The 26,156-nt window shown below is 50.9% G+C and carries 22 protein-coding genes and 1 riboswitch; of the genes, 16 read left to right on the top strand and 6 right to left on the bottom strand.

The window, feature by feature from the left end:
- Positions 1-74 precede the first annotated feature (74 nt).
- From BTA51_RS00855 to cobC, 9 genes are all read left to right on the top strand, one after another.
- A complete protein-coding gene (locus BTA51_RS00855; protein WP_210404737.1) occupies positions 75-1,298 on the top strand; it encodes an EAL and HDOD domain-containing protein in 1,224 nt (407 codons plus the stop codon).
- A 34-nt stretch (positions 1,299-1,332) separates the two neighbouring features.
- Entirely contained in the window at positions 1,333-1,848 is a 516-nt protein-coding gene (locus tag BTA51_RS00850; protein ID WP_094705329.1) for a GNAT family N-acetyltransferase, read from the top strand.
- Positions 1,849-1,971: 123 nt separating this feature from the next.
- Positions 1,972-2,394: a VOC family protein gene (locus tag BTA51_RS00845; RefSeq protein WP_094705327.1), complete on the top strand. Its 423-nt coding sequence runs from the start codon at positions 1,972-1,974 to the stop codon at positions 2,392-2,394.
- 132 nt (positions 2,395-2,526) lie between these two features.
- A riboswitch (cobalamin riboswitch) is annotated at positions 2,527-2,727 on the top strand.
- 109 nt (positions 2,728-2,836) lie between these two features.
- Positions 2,837-4,735 (top strand): TonB-dependent receptor domain-containing protein, encoded by a 1,899-nt coding sequence (locus tag BTA51_RS00840; protein ID WP_246840871.1) that lies wholly within the window; start codon positions 2,837-2,839, stop codon positions 4,733-4,735.
- A gap of 25 nt (positions 4,736-4,760) precedes the next feature.
- Positions 4,761-6,257 (top strand): cobyric acid synthase, encoded by a 1,497-nt coding sequence (locus tag BTA51_RS00835; protein WP_094705323.1) that lies wholly within the window; start codon positions 4,761-4,763, stop codon positions 6,255-6,257.
- Positions 6,257-6,763, top strand: coding sequence for a bifunctional adenosylcobinamide kinase/adenosylcobinamide-phosphate guanylyltransferase (cobU, locus tag BTA51_RS00830; protein WP_094705321.1), 507 nt, complete (start codon positions 6,257-6,259; stop codon positions 6,761-6,763). Before BTA51_RS00835 ends, cobU begins: the two co-directional genes overlap by 1 nt.
- 33 nt (positions 6,764-6,796) lie before the next feature.
- Positions 6,797-7,846: a nicotinate-nucleotide--dimethylbenzimidazole phosphoribosyltransferase gene (gene cobT / locus BTA51_RS00825; protein WP_094705319.1), complete on the top strand. Its 1,050-nt coding sequence runs from the start codon at positions 6,797-6,799 to the stop codon at positions 7,844-7,846.
- A 20-nt stretch (positions 7,847-7,866) separates the two neighbouring features.
- Complete coding sequence (locus tag BTA51_RS00820) at positions 7,867-8,682, top strand: adenosylcobinamide-GDP ribazoletransferase (protein WP_094705317.1); 816 nt, start codon at positions 7,867-7,869, stop codon at positions 8,680-8,682.
- A 6-nt stretch (positions 8,683-8,688) separates the two neighbouring features.
- A complete protein-coding gene (cobC, locus tag BTA51_RS00815; protein WP_094705315.1) occupies positions 8,689-9,252 on the top strand; it encodes an alpha-ribazole phosphatase in 564 nt (187 codons plus the stop codon).
- Between the two features lie 77 nt (positions 9,253-9,329).
- Here the strand turns inward: cobC and BTA51_RS00810 are convergent, their stop codons facing one another.
- A complete protein-coding gene (locus BTA51_RS00810; protein WP_094705313.1) occupies positions 9,330-9,818 on the bottom strand; it encodes an Lrp/AsnC ligand binding domain-containing protein in 489 nt (162 codons plus the stop codon).
- A gap of 170 nt (positions 9,819-9,988) precedes the next feature.
- On the opposite strand from BTA51_RS00810, the gene ald reads away from it, so the two are divergent.
- Positions 9,989-11,110, top strand: coding sequence for an alanine dehydrogenase (gene ald, locus BTA51_RS00805; protein ID WP_094705311.1), 1,122 nt, complete (start codon positions 9,989-9,991; stop codon positions 11,108-11,110).
- 868 nt (positions 11,111-11,978) lie between these two features.
- Here ald and BTA51_RS00800 read toward each other — a convergent pair.
- A complete protein-coding gene (locus BTA51_RS00800) occupies positions 11,979-12,650 on the bottom strand; it encodes a hypothetical protein (RefSeq protein ID WP_094705309.1) in 672 nt (223 codons plus the stop codon).
- Positions 12,651-12,899: 249 nt separating this feature from the next.
- On the opposite strand from BTA51_RS00800, the gene BTA51_RS00795 reads away from it, so the two are divergent.
- The 6 genes from BTA51_RS00795 to BTA51_RS00770 all read left to right on the top strand — a co-directional run bounded on the left by BTA51_RS00795 (position 12,900) and on the right by BTA51_RS00770 (position 22,964).
- A complete protein-coding gene (locus BTA51_RS00795; protein WP_094705307.1) occupies positions 12,900-13,634 on the top strand; it encodes a proteasome-type protease in 735 nt (244 codons plus the stop codon).
- A gap of 223 nt (positions 13,635-13,857) precedes the next feature.
- The gene (locus tag BTA51_RS00790; RefSeq protein ID WP_094705305.1) at positions 13,858-17,136 is read left to right on the top strand and encodes a DUF2126 domain-containing protein; all 3,279 of its coding nucleotides are present in this window, start codon (positions 13,858-13,860) and stop codon (positions 17,134-17,136) included.
- A gap of 29 nt (positions 17,137-17,165) precedes the next feature.
- On the top strand, positions 17,166-19,673 hold the full coding sequence (locus BTA51_RS00785) for a circularly permuted type 2 ATP-grasp protein (protein WP_094705303.1): 2,508 nt from the start codon (positions 17,166-17,168) through the stop codon (positions 19,671-19,673).
- 16 nt (positions 19,674-19,689) lie between these two features.
- A complete protein-coding gene (locus BTA51_RS00780; RefSeq protein WP_094705301.1) occupies positions 19,690-20,568 on the top strand; it encodes a transglutaminase family protein in 879 nt (292 codons plus the stop codon).
- Positions 20,558-22,009 carry a circularly permuted type 2 ATP-grasp protein gene (locus tag BTA51_RS00775; RefSeq protein WP_094705299.1) on the top strand — a complete coding sequence of 484 codons (1,452 nt, stop codon included), beginning with the start codon at positions 20,558-20,560 and terminating at the stop codon, positions 22,007-22,009. The genes BTA51_RS00780 and BTA51_RS00775 overlap by 11 nt, the downstream gene beginning before the upstream one ends.
- A 1-nt stretch (position 22,010) precedes the next feature.
- Positions 22,011-22,964, top strand: coding sequence for an alpha-E domain-containing protein (locus tag BTA51_RS00770; RefSeq protein ID WP_094705297.1), 954 nt, complete (start codon positions 22,011-22,013; stop codon positions 22,962-22,964).
- Between the two features lie 92 nt (positions 22,965-23,056).
- Here BTA51_RS00770 and BTA51_RS00765 read toward each other — a convergent pair whose 3' ends face one another.
- The 4 genes from BTA51_RS00765 to BTA51_RS00750 form a co-directional block, all read right to left on the bottom strand.
- Entirely contained in the window at positions 23,057-23,503 is a 447-nt protein-coding gene (locus BTA51_RS00765) for a YtoQ family protein (RefSeq protein ID WP_094705295.1), read from the bottom strand.
- 91 nt (positions 23,504-23,594) lie between these two features.
- Positions 23,595-23,963, bottom strand: coding sequence for a hypothetical protein (locus BTA51_RS00760; protein ID WP_094705293.1), 369 nt, complete (start codon positions 23,961-23,963; stop codon positions 23,595-23,597).
- A gap of 119 nt (positions 23,964-24,082) precedes the next feature.
- On the bottom strand, positions 24,083-25,732 hold the full coding sequence (gene panP, locus BTA51_RS00755; protein WP_094705291.1) for a pyridoxal-dependent aspartate 1-decarboxylase PanP: 1,650 nt from the start codon (positions 25,730-25,732) through the stop codon (positions 24,083-24,085).
- A gap of 103 nt (positions 25,733-25,835) precedes the next feature.
- Positions 25,836-26,117: a DUF503 family protein gene (locus BTA51_RS00750; protein WP_094705289.1), complete on the bottom strand. Its 282-nt coding sequence runs from the start codon at positions 26,115-26,117 to the stop codon at positions 25,836-25,838.
- Positions 26,118-26,156: the final 39 nt, after the last annotated feature.

Below are 26,156 nucleotides of genomic sequence, written 5' to 3'. Positions count from 1 at the left end.
CTTGCATTAGCCTGTAATAGGAGATAAAAATATCAGTTATTGAATAGGAGGAGATGATGGAAGTTCAGTCAACAATGGCAGAGTCATCTTCGCTGGATATTCTGATGGCGCGCCAGCCAATTTATGACGACAACCACAGATTGTTCGGCTATGAATTGTTATTTCGTAATGCTGATGGACTAAGCGCAGAGGTTTTCGGCGGAGAGAAAGCAACCAGCCAGGTGGTGGTGAACCTTTGTGCAAGTATCAGTGCTCAATTTGACACCTTTCAACAACCACTCTTCATTAATATTACGGCAGATTTTCTTGATTCCGAATCTTTCCTGCCGGTGAGCCCTGAAGCCGTTATACTGGAACTGGTTCACGATACTGTTGTCACCGACTCTTTGCTATTAACGCTGGCTGATTTAAGCAAAAGAGGTTATCGCTTTGCATTGGATGGCTATCATCCGGCGAAAACCGATATTGCCCTGTTTCCCTATCTCGACCACGTCAAAGTTGATGTCTCTAAACTGGACTCGGAAAAGCTTATAGACTCAGTGAATCGTCTGGCGCAGTTTCCGTTTGAACTGGTTGCCGAGAAAGTGGAAACCCCTGAGGTTTATCGTCAATGCAGGGAATTGGGATTCAAATTATTCCAGGGGTATTATCTTGCGCGGCCGGATAAGGTCTTCGGTAAGACCGTCCAGCCCAGTATTCAGGGGCTGATGCAGGTATTGCGTCAGATTCAATCCCAGCACTCTTCTCTTGAGGACATCTCCCAGGCCGTATCCAGAGAGCCCAAGCTTGTGTATCAGGTGCTACGGATACTCAACAGCCCGGCATGCAAGCTCCACCGTAATATTGAAACGATTCGCGAGGCGCTGGTCCTGTTGGGGCTGAACCAACTCAGGAAATGGACCATGCTCATCATGCTGGCTTCCTCTGGCGAGCAGAAGACTGAACTGGTCCGGATACTCCTGACCCGAGCACGGGCGTGTGAGTCTTTCGCTGATATGAGAGATGAACCGTCCCCTGAGCAATATTTCATGGCAGGAATGCTGTCAGGAATAGATCTGCTATTGGAAGCCGACAAGTCTGTGCTGTTGGAGCAGATCAGTGTTGCGCCGGAAGTGATGAAAGCTTTGTTGACAGGTGAGGGCCCTATGGGCAAGCTGCTCGGCCAGATCGAAATGATCGAGCAACGGGATTGGGACTCGCTGAACGAGCTACCCTTTGACCTGTATCAGGATGTGTTTGAAGCCTATCATCAGGCAGGTGTCTGGGCTCATGAAATGATGGACCTGATATATGCCTGATGACCCTCAATAATGATTTCTAAGGAAGCTGTTCATGGCAGAGATTTTTATTACGCCACTCATCGAGAATGAGATTACCACCCAGGACCTGGACCGTCTGCTGACCATGAATCAGGCTGAAGTTCCGCATGTGGGAGAGCTGGACTCCCAAGAGCTTCGAGATTTGTTAAAACAGTCCTACTTTACCGGTATCGCTCGTGAAGAAGACAACATTGCCGGTTTTATCGTCGCCATGCTGCCCGGGCTTGATTATCAGAGCCTGAACTATCGTTGGTTCTCTGACAATTATGAACGCTTTCTTTACGTTGACCGGATCGTTGTTGCTCCCGAGTTTCAGGGAAGGGGGCTGGGTCGTCGACTTTATCAGGCGGTTGCTGAGAGAAATCCTGTCGATGCTTCAATATTGGGGTGTGAAGTTAATCTGCGCCCGCTGAACCAGAATTCGCTGGATTTTCACGCGAGGCTGGGTTTTGACGAAGTTGGGCAGCAGGATACTGAAGGCGGCAAAAAGAGAGTGTCACTTTTAGCGCTGGACCTTCATTCCTACTGACAGAATGCTGTCAGGAGGTAGTCGTATACTTTACTCCGTCCAAGGGTGGTCTCCTGCTGTTGCCGGAGTCAATGCTGGTCGCCCATGGGAATTCATATCCATTCTGAGTAGAGGAGCTATATTATGAGCGACGATAGTCCAAGCATTATTTCCCATGTTTCGATAGGCACAAACCAGTTTGAAAAGGCCGCCGCTTTTTACGATAAAGTGCTGGGGGCTATTGGCTGCAGAAGAATCATGGAGCACCCCGGGTCCATCGCCTATGGCAAACAATATCCTGAATTCTGGTTGCAGACACCTCTCAATGGCGAGCCGGCTACCGTAGGAAACGGCTTTCATATTGGATTCATGGTACCCAGCAAAGAGCGGGTGGATGCATTCTACCAAGCCGCGGTGGACGCCGGAGCTAGCGGAGAAGGAGAGCCGGGACCCCGTCCACATTATGGCGAGCCCTATTATGGTTGTTTTGTACGAGACCCTGATGGCCACAAGATCGAAGCGACCTATTGGGACATGGAGCTGGCTGCGAAAATATACGGTTCCTGAGCCTGGATGTCCTATACAAGGGGAGATTGAATCCTGACAGGATATCATTAACCCCTTGATTTATTTCAAGTCACAACTGAACCCAAGTTTTCTGGTTAATTCCTGACCTTGACTTTACCCTTCTTCCCCCTTAGTTTACGCGGCGTCACAGGTGTTCCTTAACAATTGTTCATTAGGGAATGAAACGGGAAGTCGGTGAAAGCCCGACGCTGCCCCCGCAACGGTAAACGAGAAAAAGACAACGAAATACCACTGTGTTCGCGCATGGGAAGGTGTTGTCTGGAGATTGTCCACTCGTGAGCCCGGAGACCGGCCTGGGACATAAACCGGCATTGCGGAGGGCTTTGCAAGGATGACCTCAGACTTCTTCGGTCTCCAATCTCCTCTCGCTTATACGCCAAACTTGTAAGCCATGCGCGGGCGGGCGCGAACCGGAGTATCCATGTCTTCCCAGTCTCATTTAGTAACTAAGCTTCCCGTAGGGACTTTACCAATTATGTTTCCCATTGCCCTGGCTACTTTTAGCCCGGTTTTATGGGCTACAACTACAGACCCGGTTGTGGTTACGGCGACAAGGACGGCGCAAACAGCTAACGAATCTATTTCTACTGTTCGCGTATTAACGCGAGAGGAAATTCTTCAAAGACAGGCCCGTTCTCTTCAGGATCTGTTGAAAGGAGAAGCTGGTCTGCATTTTGTGAATAACGGCGGGCGTGGCCAAAACACTTCATTGTTTATGCGCGGCACTAACTCTGATCACATCCTGGTGTTAGTGGATGGCGTAAAAGTGGGTTCCGCAACATCCGGATCCGTGCCATTTCAAGATTTTCCCATCGATCAGATTGAAAGGATTGAGATCGTTCGAGGCCCCCGCTCCAGTCTATACGGGTCAGAGGCTATTGGAGGTGTCATTCAGATATTTACCCGTCGAGGTGGGGGGGATCTGAAACCTACCATCAGTGTTACAGCAGGTAGTCATGATACGTATGAGGCTTCTGCTGGTTTGTCAGGGGGCGGAGATCATTTCTTTTATAGCATTTCTGTTAGCGGGGTGAATTCAGGGGGAATTGATTCGTGCCAAGCTGAAGCAGGCACCGAGTTTGCTGGTTGCTACGTGGATGAACCGGATAAGGATGGATATGAAAATCTTTCTGGGAGTTTGCGTATCGGATACCAGTTTGAAAATGGTTCCGAAATTTCTGTTAGTGGTTTAAGAAGCGATAACGAAACAGAGTTTGATGGCTCTTTTCAAAATAACTCTGAAACTCTACAAGAGATTTTGGGGGTGCACTCCACCGTGGTACTTACCGATACATGGAGGGTAAATCTAACGCTAGGACGAAGTGATGACAATTCAGATAATTATCTGAATGACAGTTTCGCCAGTACGCTAGACACAACACGGGATACGGCAGGACTACAGACAGATTTTATATTGTTTGATCGTGACACTCTGACCTTGGGAGCTGACTATCAAAGAGACAAGATCCATACCTATGGTGACCAGAACTTTGATTCTATCATTGATGATAGTGACCAGTTTGCAGAAACAAGGAGGGAAAATTATGGTGGGTATCTCCAGTATTTAATGTCTCTGGATATTCATGATTTTGAGTTAAGCCTACGGCACGATGATAACGAACAGTTTGGCGATCAGGTTACCGGAGGTTTCGGATACGGGTTAACCATCGCTGATGGTTTTAGATTTGTCGCCAGTTACGGCACTGCATTTAAAGCCCCTACTTTCAACCAATTGTATTATCCCGGTTTCGGTAACCCGGAACTTCAGCCAGAAGAGTCTGAAACAATTGAGTTTGGCTTCCGCGGACAATATGTCGCTACGCAATGGTCTGTAAGCTACTTTAATACTCTAGTGGATGAGTTAATTGGCTATGATGCTTCTTTCACACCTGCCAATGTTGATGAAGCGAAAATTACTGGAATAGAAATTGTAGTTGATCAAAGGATACTTGAGAGTTGGCAGCTTGGACTGGATTTAACTATTCAGTCACCTCGAAATGAATCAAACGGGGCCAATGAAGGTAAGCAATTGGTACGTCGCCCTGAGAGAAGCGGAAGAATAGATCTGGACTATCTTCAGTCTGGATGGTCTGCAGGGGCATCTATATATGCCGCGGGTAGGTCATATGATGATTTAGCGAATACTCGTGAGTTGGGGGCATACCAGACCGTCGATCTTCGGGCTCAGTATGAAATGGCATCATCCTGGTGGCTTCAGGGAAGAGTAGAAAATCTATTTGATACAGAGTATGAAACAGCTTCTTTCTATAATCAGCCGGGAACCAGTTTCTACCTGACCATAAGATATGAGCCCAAATAAATAGATATCCTGATGGGAAATTGATATGCCAACCCTAATGGTCCAGGGCACCACCTCTGACGCCGGTAAAAGTACCCTGGTTGCCGGCTTGTGCCGGTGCCTGAAGCGTCGGGGGATATCGGTTGCGCCTTTCAAACCCCAGAATATGGCGCTTAACAGTGCGGTCACCTCTGACGGAGGAGAAATCGGGCGTGCTCAGGCGCTGCAGGCGCAGGCTTGCGGTCTAGAGCCTCATACGGACATGAATCCCGTTTTGTTAAAGCCAAATACGGACATTGGTGCTCAGGTCATTATTCACGGTCAGGCCCGCGGCAATATGACGGCTACGTCTTACCACCAATACAAGACTGTGGCCATGGATGCGGTGTTAGAGTCGCACCAGCGTCTGCGGCAGCAGTATCAGGTTATGCTGGTGGAGGGGGCGGGATCCCCTGCAGAAATCAATCTGCGCGACAATGATATTGCCAACATGGGATTTGCCGAGGCGGTAGATTGTCCTGTGATTCTGGTGGCTGATATCGATAAAGGTGGCGTATTTGCGCACTTGGTTGGGACATTGGCATTACTCAGCGAAAGTGAGCAGGCACGTATCAAAGGCTTTGTCATTAACCGGTTCCGTGGTGATATCTCTCTGCTTAAACCCGGACTGGACTGGTTGGAGGAATACACTGGGAAACCTGTGCTTGGTGTATTGCCCTACCTTCAAGGACTGCATCTCGACGCTGAAGATGCTCTGCCAAGGGAGGCCCAAAATTCTTCAGAACATGGCGCATTGAGGGTGGTTGTTCCTGCTCTGCCCAGAATCAGTAACCATACCGACTTTGATCCTTTACGCCTGCACCCTCAAGTGGATTTTCGGTTCATCGGACCGGATGATCAGATTCCAGGTGCCGATCTCATCATACTTCCGGGCAGCAAATCTGTGCGGGACGACCTCGACTGGTTGAGACGTCAGGGCTGGGATGAGGCCATTCAGCGACATATCCGGCTGGGAGGGAAGGTTCTGGGAATTTGTGGTGGATTTCAAATGCTGGGAAATGTGATTCGCGATCCCGCTGGTGTAGAAGGATGTCCAGGAGAAACGTCAGGACTTGGCTGGTTAGACTGCGAAACCCTGTTGCAGCAAAACAAGCAATTGCATAACCGACAGGGCCGTCTTTCCTTTGTTGATGCCGAAGTTCAGGGGTACGAGATTCATGTGGGTGAAACCTTCGGCGCAGACCTGAAGAGCCCCGTTATTCTGGGGGAGAATGGAGCCGATGGAGCATTCAATCAGGATCAGTCAGTTGCAGGAACCTATTGGCATGGATTGTTCGAACGTCCGGCGGCATTGAATGCCTGGCTAAAGTGGGCTGGACTGAAAGAGGCGAAAGCTTTGGATTATGCCGCCATGCGTGAGCAACAGATAGATCGCCTGGCTGATTCGATTGAATCATCGTTAGCAATGGAGAAGATTCTTTCTTTGGTGTCTGGGGAAGTCATTGCCTTAAATAATGGTATGGCCACTACGGAGAGCCGTTAATGAAAGCGTTAGTGCTAGGGGGTGTAAAATCCGGAAAGAGCCGGTATGCTGAAACCCTCGCAACATCAATTTCAGGCCAGGTTACCTATATCGCCACCGCCACTCCATTGGATTCGGGAATGGCTGAACGCATTCGTCGTCATCGAGAAGACCGGGATTCGTCCTGGTGTACTGTTGAGGAACCATTACAGTTGGCACAAGCAATCAGGAACGCGGCATCGTCTGACGTTATTCTGGTGGATTGTCTGACGTTATGGCTGACTAATCTGCTGCTCAAGGAAGATGAAGCGCTATTACATCAGGAAGTAAGCTTGTTTGAAGATGCTGTCAGTGACTGCCGCATCTCTTTGATCATGGTCTCCAATGAAACCAATATGGGAATTGTTCCCCTTGGTGAATTAAGCCGGCGGTTTTGTGATGAGGCGGGGATGCTTCACCAGCGCCTGGCTGGAGTTTGCGATCGGGTAGAGCTGATTGTGGCTGGCCTGCCATTAAAGTTGAAGTGACTGAATACTCACCTAAACGGAGAAATACGATTCATGAATCCCTCTGATGTACTGCCGGTAGTCCCTGCTGTTAGTGAGGATTGGGACGAGCGATTACATTCCACCATTGACCATAAGACAAAACCTTTAGGGGCCCTGGGGCTGCTGGAGTCACTGGCCTTTCAGGTAGGTCGGATTCAGGGGACCTTGAGACCGACGCTGGTCGCTCCCCATATTCTGGTATTTGCAGCGGATCATGGTCTTGCACGGGAAGGTGTCAGTGCCTATCCCCAGGATGTTACCTGGCAGATGGTATTGAACTTTCTGGAAGGTGGTGCGGCTATCAACGTCTTCAGTCGACAGCACGGTATCTCGGTCAGAGTAATTGATGTTGGTGTGAATCATGACTTCGGCGATGAGCCCGGCCTGATTCAGGAAAAGGTCGGATCGGGAACCGCCAGCATGTTGAGTGGTCCTGCAATGTCTGACGAAGACTGTGTTGCCGCTATTCAGGCGGGAAGACGTCAAGCCCAGGCGGTATTGAATCTTGGGGCCAATGTTATCGGTGTAGGTGAGATGGGGATTGGCAATACGTCTTCTGCCTCGCTGATTATGAGTCGCCTTCTGAACATTCCCCTGGAAGATTGCGTTGGCCGGGGAACCGGTCTGGATGATGAACGGTATCAGCGCAAACTGTCTATATTGAAACAGGTTGCAGAGTTACATTCAGGTGCACAAGCGCCCATGGAGGTATTGGCCGCCATGGGGGGCTATGAAGTGGCTGCGATGGTTGGAGCAATGTTGGAAGCCGCGGCGCATGGTGTTTTGGTTCTGGTCGATGGGTTTATTGCAACCGCGGCTTTCCTGGTGGCTAGTCAGTTACGGCCTGAACTTAGCCAATATGCGGTTTTCTGTCATTGCTCGGAGGAGCAGGGCCATCGATTGATGCTTTCCCGGTTGCACGCCAAACCATTGTTACAGTTAGGCATGCGTTTGGGTGAAGGCTCTGGATGTGCAGTGGCCTATCCTGTTATTGAAAGTGCCGTCGCCATGCTGACTGAAATGGCCAGTTTTGCCGAGGCCGGTGTCAGCGAAAAGAGTTGATTGCCTCAAGGTCGCATACCATGACAGATCATCAAACACCGAGTGCTTCAGAGAGTGACGGTACGAATACCGGCAGTCAGGAGAGCTGGTGGCGACAGGAGCTGCAATGGCTGCTGATGGCACTGCAGTTCTATACGCGTATCCCGGCTCGTTTGATCCTGCCTTATGACGAGGCGGACCTTAACCGGGCGAGCCGCTATATCGGCCTTATAGGGTGGATCGTGGCAGCGGTAGTGGCATCAGCCTATTTATTGGGGGCTTGGTGGCACGGACCCTGGATTGCAGCACTGTTGGCGGTGGTTGCCGGTATTCTGGTCACTGGCGCATTTCATGAGGATGGGCTGGCTGATTCTGTTGACGGCTTTGGCGGAGGATATACGCCTGAGCGAATACTGGAAATCATGAAGGACAGCCGGATAGGCACCTATGGAGCATTAGCCCTATCAGTGTCAGTCGTGGCAAAGATTATCTTTCTGGCACAAATGACAATACCACAGGCATTGGCTGCCATATGGCTGGCGCATAGTGTCAGCCGTGTACTGGCGATCAGCCTGGTGGGTGATCTTCCCTATGTTCAAGCGGACCAGCGTAGCAAAGTTAAACCTATCGCCAAAAGTATCGAACCAGGGGATGTAGGGATGGCGTTGATGTTTGCGGTCCTGCCCCTGTTTTTTGTACCTTTTGGTGCCGCCGTTGTTGTGGTCGCTGTTTCGGCCGCTTTGCGATATTGCTGTAAAGTCTACTTTTTGAAGCGGCTTGGCGGATATACCGGTGATTGTCTGGGAGCCGTGCAGCAATTGGCTGAGATGGCCGTTTTACTGATTCTGGTTCGTTGAACTCTGATGCATATCGTACTGATTCGACATACTTGTGTAGGCGTCGCCAAAGGGACGGTCTATGGACAACTGGATGTACCTCTGGCTCCATCATACCCTGACGAGTTAGAAGCCATTCGTCAGCAGATACCTGATCTGTGCCATCATATTTACAGTAGCCCCTTGAGCCGTTGCCGAATATTGGCAGAAGCCATCTCCACCGATTTGAGACAGAGACCCAACTATTGTGATCTGCTGATGGAAATGGATTTTGGCGAGTGGGAAGGACAACGTTGGCAGGACCTCCCTCAGCATGAAGCGAGAGCGTGGGGAAACAACTGGCAAACCCAATCAACGCCGGGTGGAGAAAGCTTCCAGGACCTATATGCGCGCACACAGGCGTTTGTCCGCCGATATCTCTCTGACCACTCCTCAGATGAAACTGTCGTAGTCGTTGCTCATTCGGGCGTATTACGCAGTCTTTGTCTGCAACTGCATCCTGAATACCGGTCCTGGCCTCAAGGTGACACCTTCAAAATTCCATTCGATTATGGGGCTGTCATGTCTTTTGAGTGGGACTCCGAACCTTAAACCTGCAGTCTCTGTTCTCAGCCTGCCGTGGCTAATCTTAAACTGCTGTGTCTAATTTGAACCTCTCGAGTCTAGTCTCAACTGAGAGTGTCTGCTTGTGTACGGAGGTTCAGTTCCTGGGTCTCTTTGACCGTTTCCATCACCACGTAACTACGAGAGTCTCTCACTCCAGGCAGAGACAGAATCTTTTCTCCCAACAAGGCCCGGTACTGATCGATATCCGCAACACGTGCCTTGATCAGGTAATCAAAATTACCTGACACCAGATGACACTCCTGTACTTCGGGAACTTTAATGGCCGCCTGCTTAAATTCCGCAAATACATCCCGGGAGGTCCGGTTGAGTCCGATCTCAATAAAGACAACAAGTCCCGCTCCCAGCTTCTTGGCATTCAGGACGGAGGTGAATTTCTTGATATATCCATCCCGTTCCAGACGTTTGACCCGTTCCAGGCAGGGGGTGGGGCTAAGATTCACCCGTCTGGACAGATCCGTGTTGGAAATGCGAGCGTTTTTCTGCAACTCGTTCAGGATGGCAACGTCTATTCTGTCAATCTGTTTTTTCATGGTTGTTTAGATCAATACTCCGCAAACGTCATAAATACAGATAAATATGCTAACACTAAGGCTGACTTTAGATCATTGTTCTTTTGGGGTTATTTATAATCTTAATTATCACGTGTGAAAAAACAATGAAGCAAATAACCACAACACAAACAACCTAAATAGGAGGTCCTATGCTCGTTGGAGTCCCCAAGGAAATCAAAAACCATGAATACCGTGTTGGTCTGACCCCCAATGCTGTTCATGAGCTGGTTCAACATGGCCATCAGGTGGTGGTGCAGAAGGATGCCGGCACTGCAATCGATTTCACCGACGACCAATATGAAGCAGCAGGAGCCCGCATTCTCTCTACGGCAGAAGAAGTATTTGCCACTGCCGAGATGATCGTGAAAGTTAAGGAACCTCAGGCCCAGGAACGTGCAATGTTGAGGCCTGAGCATACCTTGTTCACCTACCTGCACCTTGCACCGGATGTTCCTCAAACCCAGGATCTGCTGAAGAGCGGTGCTACCTGTATTGCCTACGAAACTGTCACTGATGCGCATGGCCGTCTGCCGCTGCTTGCACCTATGTCTGAGGTGGCGGGACGTATGAGTATTCAGGCCGGCGCACGCTGCCTTGAAAAATCTCAAAGTGGTCGTGGTCTGTTGCTGGGCGGTGTGCCTGGTGTAGATGCCGCGACGGTTGTCGTTTTGGGTGGTGGAGTCGTTGGCTTCAATGCGACCCAGATGGCTGTAGGCATGGGAGCCCATGTTGTCGTACTGGATAAATCGATTGATGCGTTGCGTCGTTTCGACAGCATCTTCGGTAACCGCGTGCAGACCGTCTTCTCGACAGCCAAATCTGTGGAAGACTGGGTTACCCGTGCAGACTTGGTGATTGGCGGAGTTCTGATCCCCGGCGCGGCAGCACCGAAACTTGTGTCCCGTGACATGGTGAAACGTATGAAGCGCGGCGCGGCGGTGGTTGACGTAGCCATCGACCAGGGCGGTTGTTTTGAAACCTCTCACGCGACGACTCATGCAGAACCAACCTTTATTGTGGATGACGTAGTGCATTACTGTGTCGCCAACATGCCTGGTGCGGTTGCCAGAACCTCTACACTGGCCCTGACCAATGCCACACTGCCTTATGTGATGGAGTTGGCCAACAAAGGCGCAAGAAAAGCCCTGACAGATAACCCTTATCTGCTGCAAGGTCTGAACGTGGTGAAAGGTCAACTGACTTGTCCGTCTGTAGGCGTGGCTCAAAATATTGAGTCGCTGACACCAGAACAAGGTCTTGAACTGGTTTAAGTGATTCTTGAATTGCCAGCGCGAACGAATTGTTCGCGCTGGTTCCTTGTCCGCCCGTCCCTGGGCTGCATCCTTCGATGCTCTTCGTCCCTTTCTTCCTTGTAATTTATAAGTTAGATGCTCTTTGGGTTATATATCCTATTGTGCTTTGGGACTGGACAATAGAATTCAGTTGGCGAAATACATTGATTCAAAGTATTCGCGCATTTCTCTCATGAATGTTACTTCGTAAGGGTGAGTGATAGTAAAAAGTATGCTTTCTTGATCGGCGGGTTTCATGGCAAATTCCTTCTTAAAGTTTCAATTAAGTTAATAAACTTGACTGTAGAGCCAGCTGTAAAATATTCAGGTTTCCAGTTGTTTCATCCGGTAGGCCGGTTAGCCTCTGAAAACAATGAATGATTATTTTTTATCCTTGTCGACTCGTTGCCTAATGTAACATGACTACGTTCCTTTGATAAGCCATCCATGGCCTCACCACAGCTCTTCATACCCTCACTTTTCAAGTGATTTCATTACGATTGAGTCATCATTTCAGGTAGCTGTTACAATCGCTATCTTCTGGGTCAAAGGTCGTCTTTCGGACTTAAAAATTTACTCTTGGTAAATGACAAACTGATTACCTGCATTCCTTATCCGTACTTTAATCGGTACTTAATCCGTAGTTAAGCATCACCTATGCCAATGCTTGCCGGTGAGTTTAGCGACGACGGAAAACTCCCGAATTATCAGATTGCTACAGTATTATGAAAGCGACTTATGTTTTATCCGGCGGTTCAGCGCTTCCTGCTCTGATTAATAGGATTGCACCAATTGGGAGCCAAAATATTGATAAGGGGCAAATTATGCTCAGTTCCGGGGCCCAATATTATTGACTAACGAAGGAGAGACTTTGCCTCTCTGCCGCCCAGGCAAAGAGTGCTTCTTGTTCATCCAGCGTGAGTCGATTCATAAGCTGATGTGTACTGGAAGGTATGCCTTGCAGATCACCATACGTCATCGTCATCAGCGGCCGGGGGTGTAACCGGCACCAGCCTGTTGTCTTGACTTGAGCAGACCGAAGCTCGGTTGGCGAGGCCCATGAGCGAGTGTAGTTTAATGCCCGGGAAGGTAAAGCGGGGCCGAGGTTGCCAGTAACGGTGAAGAGGGTATGGTTCTGATGTTGTATTTGACTGAACAGAGTCCCCCTGCTGCTCACAATTCTGACGTTGTGATCTTTGCTGTCTTTCAGTCCGAGATGTTGGCAAAGCAGATCCTGTTCAGATGAATGTTCTTCACCGGACTGCAGCCACTGAGCAATGTGCAGGAAGTTGATTCCCTTTTGGTGCCAGGGATTCAGCCAGGCGCTCCATTGGCTGATGACAGAGCTCCCCCGACTGGTCACGGGAAGGGCAATACAGCACTCATTAACCGCGTATTCATCATCGGGCGAGCCGGCATACCGGTAAAGCGCCACGGTTATCAGGGTATGTTCAAGTATCCGAAAAGCGGGCTGCAAGGGGATTTTGCCGAGAGCATTGGCCTCTTGTATGGAGGGCATTACAGCTTCTAACGGAACTTTAAAAAAGACGGCATGAAACTGGCAAAAAAGATGGTCAAAATGAGCTGCGTCTGAGGGCATAACGAAAAGGGGAAATCAGTTAAAGGCTGTCATCATAAGGGCTGGAGCGAAGAGGGGGAAGTTTATGTGGAATTTTAATGAGAGGATATTGCATGAAGCGGGAACCCGGTTCATAGTAACCGCGTTTGAAGCCCCTGTTGTTGCATTGTTTAATGTAGAGCCTTCCATATGACCTATTGCCTTGCCATTGCCGTTGATTCGGGACTGGTGTTTGCGTCTGATTCCCGCACCAATGCGGGAGTGGATAACGTTAATACTTATCCCAAGATGTTTACTTACAGTATTCCTGATAAGGCATATCTGGTATTGCTGACGTCCGGCAATCTGGCAACGACACAGGCAATTGTCCGTCGATTGCAGGAGGATCTCGAATCAGAGGAGCCCAAAGGGTTTGCTGCCTGCGAGGACATGAGTGCTGCTGCCCGCTACGTGGGGGCAACCAGCGTGGAGTTGAAAAACTACTATGAGAAGGACCTGAAGCAGGGCGCGAATTTTGACTGCACCCTTATTTTGGGTGGGCAATACAAAGACGGTCCCCACGAAATTTTCCTGGTGTATCCGGAAGGGAACTATATCCAGAGTTCACCTTATGCACCGTTTCTACAGATCGGCGAAACCAAATATGGTAAGCCTATTCTTGATCGGGTGATTCGCCACAATACTTCCCTCGAAGCCGCTGCACGCAGTGCGCTGGTATCGCTCGATTCCACAATGCGTTCAAATCTTTCTGTTGCGCCACCATTCGACTTGTTGATGTACAAGACCAATGCGCTTGCCCCGGATCACGAAATGCATTTAAAGCTGAACTCGCCCTACTATGCATCGCTGCGGAAGAAATGGGGAGAGGGTTTAATGGATCTGTTCAATGAATTGCCATTGTTTGACTGGGAAAAGGATAGTTAGTCAGTTGTAGCTGGCATTGGCATCATTGAGATATCTGGCATTTAATTTGTTTACAAACTCACGCAATATTATATGAGCGCGCAGGCTGCTGCCTCCAAACTGCTTTCTAGAGGTGCGGCTGCGGGTTCATCATAGATAAGCAAGTGCAAGCCATGGTACCGGCCGGAGCTTGAGGTTCGGCTGGTCGAAATAATCTCTGTTAAGAGTCATCAAGGAGCGCTGGATGAGTATTATTGTAGGCCTACGTCATCGCACCACCTACAAATTTGATCGACTGGTTAATCTTTCTCCCCACACTATCCGGCTACGTCCTGCCCCGCACAGTCGAACTCCCATCATCAGTTACAGCCTCAAGATTCAACCCGAAACACATTTTATCAACTGGCTACAGGATCCTTTTTCCAACTACATCGCGAGATTGGTGTTCCCTGAGAAAGCGGCTGAGTTTGTTGTCGATGTCGATCTGGTCGCAGACCTGACGTCATATAATCCATTCGATTTCTTTGTTGAGGAATATGCCGAGCACTACCCCTTCAAATATGCTGAAGCACTGAACTTTCAGTTGGCACCCTTTCGTGAAACCAAAACATTCGGGGCCAAGTTTGAAAAATATCTGAAAGAATTCTCGCGGGATAAGAAGCCGATCGTTGATTTCCTGGTATTTGTTAACCAGAAAATCTGTAACGACATCAAGTACAACATCCGCCTGGAACCGGGGGTTCAGACACCGGAAGAAACCCTGGACATTGGTTGGGGGTCGTGCCGCGATACCTCCTGGTTGATGGTGCAGGTGCTACGTCACATGGGACTGGCAGCGCGATTTGTCTCGGGATATCTGGTGCAACTTAGTTCTGACCAAAAGTCCCTGGATGGGCCCAGTGGTCCGGAGAGCGACTTTACCGACCTGCATGCCTGGTGTGAAGTTTATGTTCCTGGTGCCGGCTGGCTGGGGCTGGATCCGACTTCCGGGTTGTTTGCGGCGGAGGGACATATCCCCCTGAGCTGTACGCCCGACCCGACAGATGCCGCACCTATCGTAGGAGCATTGGATCCCTGTGAAGTTGAATTCTCCTACAGCAATGAAGTGACGCGCCTGAAAGAAGATCCTCGTGTCACCAAGCCCTTTACTGAGCGTGAATGGGAAGACATTGATGCTCTTGGTCAGTATGTGGATGAAATTCTGGAGCAGAATGATGTACGCCTGACCATGGGGGGAGAACCCACCTTCGTATCGATTGATGATATGGAGTCGGAACAATGGAATACCGATGCCGATGGCCCGCAGAAACGTAAGCTGTCATTTGAGTTGGCCCAAAAGTTAAAGCAGCGATATGCCCCTAAAGGCTTCATGCATTTTGGGCAGGGCAAATGGTATCCGGGAGAAGAGCTTCCACGATGGCAATACGCCCTGTATTGGCGCAAAGACGGCCAGCCAATATGGGAAGGTCCGGACGATATTCTCGATCACAATGCCAAACCCGAAGACGCTCGTGCGTTGATGGTGGCTTTCAGTAAGCAGATGGGGCTGTCAGACAAGGCGATTTTGCCCTGTTACGAGGACCCTTTTTACGCTCTGTGGCAGAACGGGCACCTGCCGATAGACGATAAGCTGGATATGGATAACGAGAATCTGGCGAAACGCACACTGGCCCAGGTTCTGAAACAAGGGCTGAACAATGCCTCTGGATATTGCCTGCCGGTGGGGCTGAATCAGGTGACACAAACCTGGCAAACCTGTCTCTGGAAGTTTCGTCAGGGAGCGTTATACCTGGTTGGAGGAAATTCACCGATAGGTTTACGTCTGCCCTTGAGCAGCTTGTCGGAACATCAGCTAAGCGATGAGTTTGAACGGCATGAACGGGATCCATTTGCACCCTTGCCGCAGGAGCTATTGCCGATTCATAAGTCGGAGTCCCGTCCATTGGCTGGAATGGCCATCCATACAGCTCTTTGTACGGAGGTCAGGGAAGGGCATCTATATGCGTTCATGCCACCCGTCAGCACTCTGGAGGAATATGTCACGATATTGGAGGCAATTTCCCATGCAGCGCAAGAGATTGATCGGCCGGTTCGTATTGAGGGTTATCCGCCCCCTCATGATCCTCGTTTGGTGAAGATGGTGGTAGCGCCTGATCCTGGAGTCATTGAGGTCAATGTGCAGCCGGCCAGCAGCTGGGATGAGTTAAAGGACATCGTCGAAAATCTGTATGAGGATGCCCGCAATACTCGCCTGGGCACGGAAAAGTTCATGATCGATGGCCGTCATACGGGGACCGGTGGAGGCAATCATGTCACTTTGGGTGGTGCTACACCAACAGATAGTCCGTTACTGCGTCGTCCAGATCTGTTACGTAGCCTGATTACTTTCTGGCAGCATCATCCCAGTCTGTCTTACCTGTTCAGCGGCACTTTTATCGGACCGACCAGTCAGGCTCCCAGGGTTGATGAAGCCAGGGTGGAGCGGCTTTATGAAATGGAAATCGCTTTTTCCCAAATGCCGGAAGGTGATGTTTCGCAGCCTTGGCTGGTAGACCGATTGCTCAGACACCTGTTGACGGACTTAACCGGCAATACCCATCGCAGTGAATTCTGTATTGATAAACTGTATTCCCCGGACTCCAGTACCGGAAGGCTGGGCATTCTGGAGTTCAGGGCATTTGAAATGCCGCCCCACTCGCGCATGAGTCTGGTGCAGATGCTGTTATTGCGCACCTTTGTGGCTCTGTTCTGGAATAAACCATACAAACATAAGCTGACTCACTGGGGAACTGCGCTGCATGATCGTTTTATGCTGCCTCATTTCCTGTGGGAAGACTTTAAAGATGTCATCCGTTTTCTCAATGAAAACGGTTTCCCCTTCAAAGAGCATTGGTTCGAAGCCTTTCTTGAGTTTCGCTGCCCGCGCATTGGCCGGATGGAATTGGGAGGCATGCATCTGGAGTTGCATCATGCACTGGAACCCTGGTTCGTTTTGGGCGAGGAAGCTTCCGGTGGCGGTACCGCGCGCTATGTGGATTCCAGCATGGAGCGTTTGCAGGTCAAATTGAGGCTGGCGACACCTGATCGATATGCTCTGACCTGCAATGGAAAACGTATCCCTCTGGTAGCGACAGAAGAGGAAGGTTGCTATGTGGCTGGTATCCGCTATCGGGCATGGCAGCCCTGGTCAGCCCTGCATCCAACGATTGGCGTTCATTCACCACTGGTATTTGATCTGTTCGATACCTGGAATGGCCGCAGTCTCGGTGGATGTACATATCACGTTGTGCATCCGGGCGGTCGCAGCTATGAGCAGTTCCCGGTCAATCCTCTGGAGGCGGAGGCTCGCAGAATTAATCGTTTCGAGGATATCGGGCATCAGCATGGCACGCGCATTGCTCAGCCGATCGTGGAGGGTGGGGGCCGCTTCTACCCCGGAGCTGAGCCTCGCAAAGGGGCGGTGCCTTCTCCGACGCCGGTTAATCCAAGCTACCCAACAACGCTGGATCTACGCTACGATTAAGGACAGATGAAATATTAACAAGACATTCGATGCCTGATACTACTCCATTAACGGTTCCTTCTCAGACCGACCTGGACTTGAGCGACGTCCCATACTCTCCATTGGCAACCGCCTACGATGAGATGATGGATGCACAGGGAAAAATTCGGCCGCACTGGCAGCCATTCGCCGAGTACTTTTCCGGTGTATCGAGAAGTGATCTGGATAACCTCAATAAGGAGAGCCTGCGCCGGCTGAAAGAGCAGGGGGTAAACTACAACGTTTACAATGATCCTGAAGGAATGCGGCGTCCCTGGCAGCTTGATCCTCTGCCCATGGTTTTTTCCGAGAAGGACTGGACTCCGCTCGAGGTTGGCCTGCAACAACGAGCGAGGCTGTTTTCGCTATTGTTGAGCGATATCATGGGCAATCAGACCTGCCTCAAGAATGGTCTGTTACCGCCAGAGGTCGTGTACCAGCACCCTGGATTCCTGCGTTCCATGGTGGGAGGTGTCCCTTCCCCATTGACCCTGTACGCAGCCGATCTGGCGCGGGGGCCGGACGGTACCTGGTGGGTTTTGAGTGATCGTACACAAGGCCCCTCTGGGGCAGGATATGTGCTCGAAGCCCGGATGGTTACCAAAAGAGTACTCGGGCAGGGGGCTGTCGATTACTCCATTGCCCCCTTGGCACAATATTTCTACCACCTGAAACGCCATGTCGCCGCCTTGGCCCCGGATAATCAAAGTGACCCAACTATCGTCCTGCTATCTTCCGGGATTGGTAATGAGGTGTATTTTGAGCATGCCTATCTGGTGGCCCAGTTGGGGATTACCCTGGTTGAGGGTGATGACCTGACTGTGCGACAGGGTAAGGTTTACCTGAAAACGGTTGATGACCTGAAGCAGGTAGATGTCATCATTCGCCGGGTTGATGATGCCTACAGTGATCCTCTGAATTTTCGCGGTGATTCCATGCTGGGCGTGCCGGGGCTGGCTCAGGCCCAAGCGCTGGGGCGGGTCGGTATGGCTAACCCTCTGGGTAGCGGCATGCTGGAGTCTCCGGCGCTGTTGCCGTTCTTACCTGGATTGTCCCGCCATTTCCTTAACGAGGATCTAAAGCTGCCGGAGGTGGCAACCTGGTGGTGTGGTCAGGATAAGGAACGCCAGCACGTGATCAGTAAACTGGATTCGCTGGTGATTAAGCGGGTGGATCGCGCGACCGGTGTGGTATATGGCAACAAATTAAGTAAGTCTCAGAAAACGGATTTAATCAATCGCATTAAAGCCGAACCCTGGCTATATGTGGGCCAGCAACTGCTGAGCTTTTCCACAGTGCCGACACTGGCAGATTCCGCACTGCATCCGCGCCATCTTGTTATCCGGACCTTTGCTGCCGGTGATGGTGAGCAATATGACGTAATGCCGGGCGGGTTGAGCCGGGTGTCACCGGATGCCAATAATTTTGTTGTATCCAGCCAAATGGGGGGGCTGAGTAAGGATACCTGGCTGATTAAAAGTAACGGCTCCATGCGGGATGTCTTGCGGCTTAATCCTGCCAGACATCGGCGAACGGCCTCTGCGATTCTGACCAGCCGTGCGGCAGAGAACCTTTTCTGGCTGGCTCGATACATGGAGCGTGGAGAGTCATTGTTGCGCCTGATTCGTGCCTATCTGCGCCAGTTGGAAAACTACTTTGACTACGGTGATGAGGTTGATGCCCAGGTATTGGTTAACCTGAAGCCGCTGATCGAACTTTATTGTGTCGTGGATGGTAAACAACAACGCCTGCCCCGACAGGACGTGTTGCAGGGGTTTATTCTCGATAGTCAACACACAGGCAGTGTGGCATTCAATCTCCGTTGCGCCATTCAAACCGCCTATACCTTGCGGGATTTATGGTCTGGCGATTGCTGGCGGGCGATAGAGGAACTGGAAGAGTTGCTCGACTATACCGAAAAGAATCAGAAAGGGGTGGCGCTGGATCAGTTTATTCAGCCATTTTTGACTGGCTTGCTGGCCTTCTGGGGAGCCAGCCAGGAAAGCCTGGCCCTGGACCAGGGTGGGCTTTGGCTACAATTGGGCAAGCGACTTGAGCGTTCCCAAAATACGGTCAATAGTATTCAGCGGTTGTGTCCTCTGTTCTCGGAAGAGAATGAAGGTGGATTGCGGCATGTGCTGCTGGAAGCCAATGATTGTCTGAACAGTCACCGACGTCGCTTTGGGACCGATCAGACATACTACACGACTTGGCAGCATCTTCTGCTGGAGCCAACCAATCCAAGATCCCTGGTAAGCACGGTAAGCGCGATGGAGCCTATGCTCGGCTATCTCAACCCCAACCCTCACAGGGGCTTGATGCCGCTGGAAAAAAGGGTGCTATCCGGGCTTACACCGCTGCGGCTGGCTGATGCCAGCGAGTGGCATAACACGGAGCTGACGAAAACCGCGTTGGCTGACTTCCTCAATGAATTGACGACAACTTTCAGCCAGTTTGGACTCGACATTGAACACCAATACTTCAAACACGCCCAGCCCATTACCCGATTCATGCGCTGAGGTTACCTATATTCGGGTGCGACACGAAACCCTGTATCGATACCCGGGGCTGGCCTCGCTGGCCTATAACAAAGCCTGGCTGGCCCCCTTGGTCCGATTGGAGCAGCAGGTCCTCGAACACCGGGTTCGCATTGATCCCAAGCCCAGATTCCAGCATGTGCAGACGGATAGTTTCGGTAACAGGGTCCACTATTTTGAGGTTCATAAACCCCATCAGCAGTTAAAAGTGACCAGCGAAGCAGTCGTCGGGCGCTCTCCGAAGCCTTTTAACCCGTCCTGTGAAAAGCCCTGGGAACAGATGACCTATAAATCATTACAAGGGCGCCAGCAGATGGAATTGTGTTCCTTTGCTTATCCAAGCCCGATGGTTCCCTTCCATGATGAAGCCCGGGATTATGCCTTGAGCAGTTTCACTCCAGGTCGTCCAGTCGCGGAAGCGCTATTGGATTTTGCCGGCAGGATACATAAGGACTTCAAATACGAATCCGGAGCTACTCAGGTGGACACTACGCTTGGCGAGTTTCTGGAAATCCGCAAGGGAGTCTGTCAGGACTTTGCGCACCTGGCGGTTTCCGGTTTACGCAGCCTGGGTTTGGTGGCCGCTTATGTCAGCGGGTATGTGATGACTTACCCGCCAAAAGGTGAAGAAAAGCGGCAGGGATCGGATGCCTCCCATGCCTGGGTCGCCTTGCATGTGCCCGACTACGGATGGATGCATGTGGATCCGACCAACAATATGTGGGTGCAAGATGAACACGTGATCGTGGCCGTCGGCCGCGACTACAGTGATGTGCCTCCCTTAAAGGGAGTTTGCTACGGTGCTGGCCAACAGCAACCGGAAGTAGCCGTAACTTTGGAGCGAATCAGCCGCGAGGAGCTGTCCTATGGGCATTAAGTGGAAAGATTATAAGTATCCGAAACTATATGATGAGTTGATTGATGAGAAAGGTCGACCCAGATCCGTTGCCAAGGTATTGGCCGCCCATATGGCGGAACTTGAAGATGCCGAGCTGGAGCGACTGAAGGCTACCGCTGAATTGTCCATCAAGGAAATGGGCATCACCTTTACCGTTTACGATCAGGAAGGGGGATCCATCGACCGGCAGTGGCCTTTCGATATTATTCCCAGGATCATGAGCCGCAAGGAATGGGATGTGGTGGACGCTGGATTGAAACAGCGGGTCAAAGCTCTCAATATGTTCATTGATGACCTGTACCACGATCAGAAGATCGTCAAGGACAAGGTTTTCCCCAAAGAACTACTATCCAAATCCAAAAACTTCCGCAAGCAATGTATCGGCATGAGTCCGGCCCATGGTATCTGGGCGCATATTTGCGGATCCGATCTGGTGCGTCATGCGGATGGCCAGATCTATGTGCTGGAGGACAATCTGCGGGTACCGTCCGGAGTGTCCTATCTGTTGGAAAACCGTCAGGTCATGAAGCGGGTGTTTGCTGACTTGTTCAGCGACTACAGCATCCTGCCGGTAGATGATTACCCCTCTCAGTTGTTCGATACACTGGCAGCTTTGTCCCCAAGACCCGCTGAGTACCCCCAGGTCGTGGTATTAACCCCCGGAATTTATAATTCGGCCTATTTTGAGCATGCCTATCTGGCACAACAGATGGGTTGTGAGCTGGTGGAAGGCTCTGACCTGGTCGTGGGAGATGACGACTGCGTATACATGAGGACCATATACGGCCTGGAGCTGGTCGATGTCATCTATCGCCGGATCGACGATCTTTTTCTGGATCCGGAGGCCTTTAATTCTGACTCTGTGCTGGGGGTTCCCGGACTGATGCGGGCTTGGTTGAAAGGCAATGTGGCGCTGGCCAACGCACCCGGTGCCGGCGTGGCAGACGACAAAGTCGTATACGCATTCGTGCCTGAGATGATCAAGTATTACCTCGGCGAAGAGATCATATTGCCAAATGTCCCCACCTATCTCTGTATGAAGGACGATGACCGTAAGTACGTACTGGAACACCTGGAGGAACTGGTGGTGAAACCTGCCAATGAATCCGGTGGGTACGGAATGCTGGTCGGCCCCAATTCCACTAAGAAGGAACGGGAGAAGTTTGCCGAACTGATCAAGTCAGATCCTCGCAATTATATTGCTCAGCCGACATTGAATCTCAGCACCGTACCCACTCTGATCGATGGCAATGCGGAGCCTCGCCACGTGGATATGAGGCCCTTTATTCTTTCCAGCAACCAGACCTACGTCACTACCGGTGGATTAACCCGTGTAGCTCTGCGTAAGGGATCGCTGGTGGTGAATTCATCTCAGGGTGGCGGTAGTAAGGACACCTGGATTATCGACGAGGAGGCATGAAATGTTAGCGCGTGTAGCAGGCAATATATACTGGATGGCCCGGTATCTTGAGCGGGCGGAAGATATGGCACGGCTTATCAATGTCAATGCCAACCTGACCCTCGATCTGCCCAAGGGATTGTCACCTATCTGGGGACAGTTGGTTGCAATCACCGGCGCCGGTGAAGGTTATGAAGGGGATCTTGAAGAGCGTTCAGTCCTCAAATTTCTTATCAGCGACACCAGTAGCCATGTTTCCATATTTTCCAGTCTGGCTAATGCCCGGGAAAACGCCCGGACCATTCGGGATGTGATCCCCCGGGAGGTATGGGAAACGATCAACACTACTTACCTGCATGCCAAGGACCATTCCCAGCAGGCATTGACCAAGCGTGGTCGTTATCCGTTTCTGCACGAAATCATCACCCAGTGCCAGAACATTGCAGGAACGCTGTCCGGCACTTTGAACCATGATGCGGGTTACACCTTCCTGAAAATCGGCCGCAGTCTTGAGCGGGCCGACATGACCAGCCGGATTATCGATACCCGGTCCGCTAACCTGGTGCCGGATGCGACCATGACCAAAGCGACCTACGACAATCTGCAGTGGATGAGTGTGCTGAAGTCCCTGACGGGCTATCAGATGTATCGAAGGGAAATGCAGGTTCGCATTCAGCGTCAGGATGTGTTGCGCTTCCTGATCCAGTCCAAAGTGTTCCCAAGGGCCATTGCCCGCTGTATGAGTGAACTGGAGTTTAGTCTGGATTCCCTGCCGAACCATGAGAATACTTTGCTGGTCGTGCATCGGGTGAAGCGGCAGTTGGATAATATGGATATCAGCAAGCTGAAGCAGGCAGAACTGCAGACGGCGATGGATCAGCTACAGATAGGATTTGCCCAGATCCATGATGAAGTGACCAACGCTTATTTCGGTGCGCCCTCCCAAACTCAAAGCCAAAGTCAGGAAGTGGCATAAGAGAAGAGGCATGAGGGCAGAAGTCCAGGATAATTCGCGAAGGTAACGGGGTACAGATTCCCCGTTACCGATAACTGGTTACTGGTAATAGGTTATTTCTGCGTCAGTGTATATTTCAGAATTTCCACCACCTGCTGCGGCGTCTGAGCCCAGGCCATTGCGGCAGCGTTGACCTCTTTGAGGGGGTGGATCAGGGATTCGTCGTGCAGCGTGATAACCGGTTTACCGAGAGCAGAGGCATAACCGGCATCAAAGGCAGCGTTCCATTGTTTGTATTTGTCACCGAAACGCACGACAACGATATCCGCCTGCTGGATCAGCGTCTGAATGCGAATGGCATTGATCTTGGCGGATTTATTATCTTTCCAGAAAGGCTGTGATTCCGGCCCCAGGATGTTGTCTCCAACATCGTCACTGGCTTCATGATTGGTTACCGCGGAGTAGAAATCGATAGGAAGCTCTGCTGCTTCGGCTCCCGCAATAATCTGGTCACGCCAGTCGGTATGAATTTCACCTGATAGATAAACATTCCAGTGCATGTAGGGCTCTCCGGTTGTGTTGGCAGGAGGGCCACCTTAACGCTGTTGTCTTCAAGCGGCAAGGCCTGGTCGAAGGTCGTCGTGCGAAACCCTAGAAATAGACATCATCAGGGTTAAAGCGATAGTTACCCAAATGCATGCTGCGCTCGTGATCGATGGCTTTCATTTCAGCCTTAACCTGCAGGGTCCAGATAGGCTTTGCTGCCACCAGTTGTTCAAACCCCCTCTCCAGCAGCGAGTTTACGATAGCATTCATCGCAGCTTTGGCCTGAGGCTGGCTGATATAGGGGCCTTGTACTTTACTGCGGCTTGCCGGACGGTTAGGCAACCCTGACAGGGCAACAAGGTAGAAATGTTCGTCTCCGGCAACCAGGTGGACTTCCACTCGCTTGCCGTCACTATGAATTAGTGCGCAGAACTTTGGATCGGAATACAGCGGTTCAGCAAAATCCAGACGCATATTTTTCCCCCGGGAGATACAACTATGGGTAAGGTCGATTTCATAGTAGCAGAAAAAATTGGACCGGGAGGGCGACCAGACCCATATGTTACAGATATATCAGGAGATTTAACCTGTTTTTACAGTTGTTCGGCTGATTGGCCGCAAATTGAGCGAAGCTCCGTCATGCGGTCTGCCAAGAAGGGCTCGGCAGCCAGTTGTTTCTGTTCTTCCAAGATGCCTTTCAGGATATCCAGAGTGGTCAATGGATTCGCCAGCACGACACGAAACACAATGCAATCCTGCCCCTGATACTTCTTCGGGTTCAGGCGGGTCCGCGAAACAAAGGATTTGCCTCTTTCCCGCTGGGTCTTCTGCAGAGCTTTGGTAATCCTTCCCAGACATTCATGGATCGCTGCGGCCTTTTCAGGAGTAGAGGTCTGTAGTGCCTGCCTGGTCCATGGAGGACAATAGCGGTAGGTCAGTATATTCAATTCCGGTGCGCTGATCAGTTCAAAGTCCGGGTCGTTCTCAATTAATTCGGCAAACTTCCGGGCTTTGGCAATTCCCTGGTCGATCAGAATTTCATAGCCGGTGCGGCCGATAATCTTCAACCCAGACTGAATCAGCATCGCCATACCGGGGCGAGAGCCTTCCAGGGTTCTGCTGCCCAGGTCACGGGAACCTTTGCGGATAATGTATTGTGCGTGATGTTCAATGGCGTTGGGCAATGTTGGATCTTTAAACACCACCAGACCGGCTCCCATGGGAACATACAATTGTTTGTGTGCATCCATGGTGACCGAATCTGCCCGTTCGATACCATTCATCAAAGGACGATGGGTTTTCGAAAACAGGGTTGGTCCACCCCAGGCGGCGTCTACATGAAAATGGGTGTCGAATTCAGCAGCAATATCCGCCATAGCATCCAGAGGGTCGACATTGCCGGTTTCGGTGGTGCCGGCAATGCCTACCAGGCTGATAATCCTGATCTTTCTGGCGCTCAGGTCACGACAGGTGGCGCGCAGTGCCTCCAGATCAATCTTATTGTCCAGATCCGTCGGAATGGCAATGATGTTGTCACTGCCAAGCCCCAGCAGGTCAGCGGACTTGCTCAGAGAGTAATGCCCGCGGCTGGAAACCAGGACGACAGCATCTTCAAAGCCATAATGCTTGAGCGCCTGGAACATGCCTGAGCGCCGAACCCCCTTAAATCCTTCTCTGGCGGGGAAACAGCGGTTACGGGCGACCCATAGGGCCGTGATGTTGGCCACCGTACCACCTGAGCACATGCTACCCAGTGCAACATTACTGTTGTGCATATTCTCCTGATAGAAACGGTCATCCTCGTCATAGACAAGACGATGGAGCATTCCGATGACTTGACGTTCAAGCGGTGTGAAGGCTTTGGAAGTTTCCGTCTTTACCAGATTCTGGTTCAGGGCGATCATGATTTTGGATAGCGGCAGCATGAAGTAGGGGAGTGCCGACGTCATATGCCCGACAAAGCTGGGGGAAGCTGTGTGCACAGACTGTGCTACCAGCTTGTCCAACAGGAATTCCGTATGTTCGGAGACAAAAACCGGATCTTCAGGAATACTGGAGTCGGAGAAATCCAGCTGCATGTCAGCCAAGTCTTTTTCCACAGCAACAATATGCTCTTGCAGAAAACCCGCCAGGTTCTCTGAGATTTCTTTATCGATGCGGCCTAAAGTAGATTCTGGTGCTTCAGGTATCGTGAAAACTCGATACATGCTCTCCAGGCTGGCTTTGGCGACTTTTTTACCCATATCTGGACTTCCTTACCGAACCGCTTTATTTGCGGTAATGCTCGAGGACGAGCGCCAAGTATAGACAGTGGCAGGGATTGCTTCCAGAGGCAGCGGGAGGAGGCTACAGAGGCTGTTGTTCGAAATGGGTGATGCGAGCGTCCAGAGATTCGATGATCATTTGCTCCAGCTGACTCAGATGCCGGGACATTGACGCGTTATTTGGAGCCAGTACAACGATGCTCCATTCCGCAGATTGGGGCAGATCAGCATGATCGCTTTCGCAGATAGCATACTGGGCCAACTGGCCCAGACGGGTCTTAAGACCTGAAAGGCGCTGCCTTTTCTCCTTAAGAGACAGGCAGCCTTCCAAATGTAGTCCGACTTGAACCAGACGTATTTCCATAGTCACAGATTACTTTCTGATTGGGCGTGTGATGACACC

The sequence above is a fragment of the Hahella sp. CCB-MM4 genome (genome assembly GCF_002260525.1).
Lineage (GTDB): Bacteria > Pseudomonadota > Gammaproteobacteria > Pseudomonadales > Oleiphilaceae > Hahella.
Note: the sequence above shows the minus strand (reverse complement) of the source record. Positions and strands in the feature narration are given on the sequence as shown.

Bases quoted from the DNA above. Each gene is read 5' to 3' on its own strand.
- BTA51_RS00840 (WP_246840871.1), top strand. From the start codon at position 2,837: ATGTCTTCCCAGTCTCATTTAGTAACTAAGCTTCCCGTAGGGACTTTA.
- cobT (WP_094705319.1), top strand. From the start codon at position 6,797: ATGAATCCCTCTGATGTACTGCCGGTAGTCCCTGCTGTTAGTGAGGAT.
- BTA51_RS00775 (WP_094705299.1), top strand. From the start codon at position 20,558: ATGGGCATTAAGTGGAAAGATTATAAGTATCCGAAACTATATGATGAG.
- BTA51_RS00765 (WP_094705295.1), bottom strand. From the start codon at position 23,503: ATGCACTGGAATGTTTATCTATCAGGTGAAATTCATACCGACTGGCGT.
- panP (WP_094705291.1), bottom strand. From the start codon at position 25,732: ATGGGTAAAAAAGTCGCCAAAGCCAGCCTGGAGAGCATGTATCGAGTT.
- BTA51_RS00760 (WP_094705293.1), bottom strand. From the start codon at position 23,963: ATGCGTCTGGATTTTGCTGAACCGCTGTATTCCGATCCAAAGTTCTGC.
- cobC (WP_094705315.1), top strand. From the start codon at position 8,689: ATGCATATCGTACTGATTCGACATACTTGTGTAGGCGTCGCCAAAGGG.
- BTA51_RS00790 (WP_094705305.1), top strand. From the start codon at position 13,858: ATGAGTATTATTGTAGGCCTACGTCATCGCACCACCTACAAATTTGAT.
- BTA51_RS00820 (WP_094705317.1), top strand. From the start codon at position 7,867: ATGACAGATCATCAAACACCGAGTGCTTCAGAGAGTGACGGTACGAAT.
- BTA51_RS00810 (WP_094705313.1), bottom strand. From the start codon at position 9,818: ATGAAAAAACAGATTGACAGAATAGACGTTGCCATCCTGAACGAGTTG.
- BTA51_RS00845 (WP_094705327.1), top strand. From the start codon at position 1,972: ATGAGCGACGATAGTCCAAGCATTATTTCCCATGTTTCGATAGGCACA.
- BTA51_RS00855 (WP_210404737.1), top strand. From the start codon at position 75: ATGGCAGAGTCATCTTCGCTGGATATTCTGATGGCGCGCCAGCCAATT.
- BTA51_RS00800 (WP_094705309.1), bottom strand. From the start codon at position 12,650: ATGCCCTCCATACAAGAGGCCAATGCTCTCGGCAAAATCCCCTTGCAG.
- ald (WP_094705311.1), top strand. From the start codon at position 9,989: ATGCTCGTTGGAGTCCCCAAGGAAATCAAAAACCATGAATACCGTGTT.
- BTA51_RS00850 (WP_094705329.1), top strand. From the start codon at position 1,333: ATGGCAGAGATTTTTATTACGCCACTCATCGAGAATGAGATTACCACC.
- BTA51_RS00770 (WP_094705297.1), top strand. From the start codon at position 22,011: ATGTTAGCGCGTGTAGCAGGCAATATATACTGGATGGCCCGGTATCTT.
- BTA51_RS00795 (WP_094705307.1), top strand. From the start codon at position 12,900: ATGACCTATTGCCTTGCCATTGCCGTTGATTCGGGACTGGTGTTTGCG.
- BTA51_RS00835 (WP_094705323.1), top strand. From the start codon at position 4,761: ATGCCAACCCTAATGGTCCAGGGCACCACCTCTGACGCCGGTAAAAGT.
- BTA51_RS00785 (WP_094705303.1), top strand. From the start codon at position 17,166: ATGCCTGATACTACTCCATTAACGGTTCCTTCTCAGACCGACCTGGAC.
- BTA51_RS00750 (WP_094705289.1), bottom strand. From the start codon at position 26,117: ATGGAAATACGTCTGGTTCAAGTCGGACTACATTTGGAAGGCTGCCTG.
- cobU (WP_094705321.1), top strand. From the start codon at position 6,257: ATGAAAGCGTTAGTGCTAGGGGGTGTAAAATCCGGAAAGAGCCGGTAT.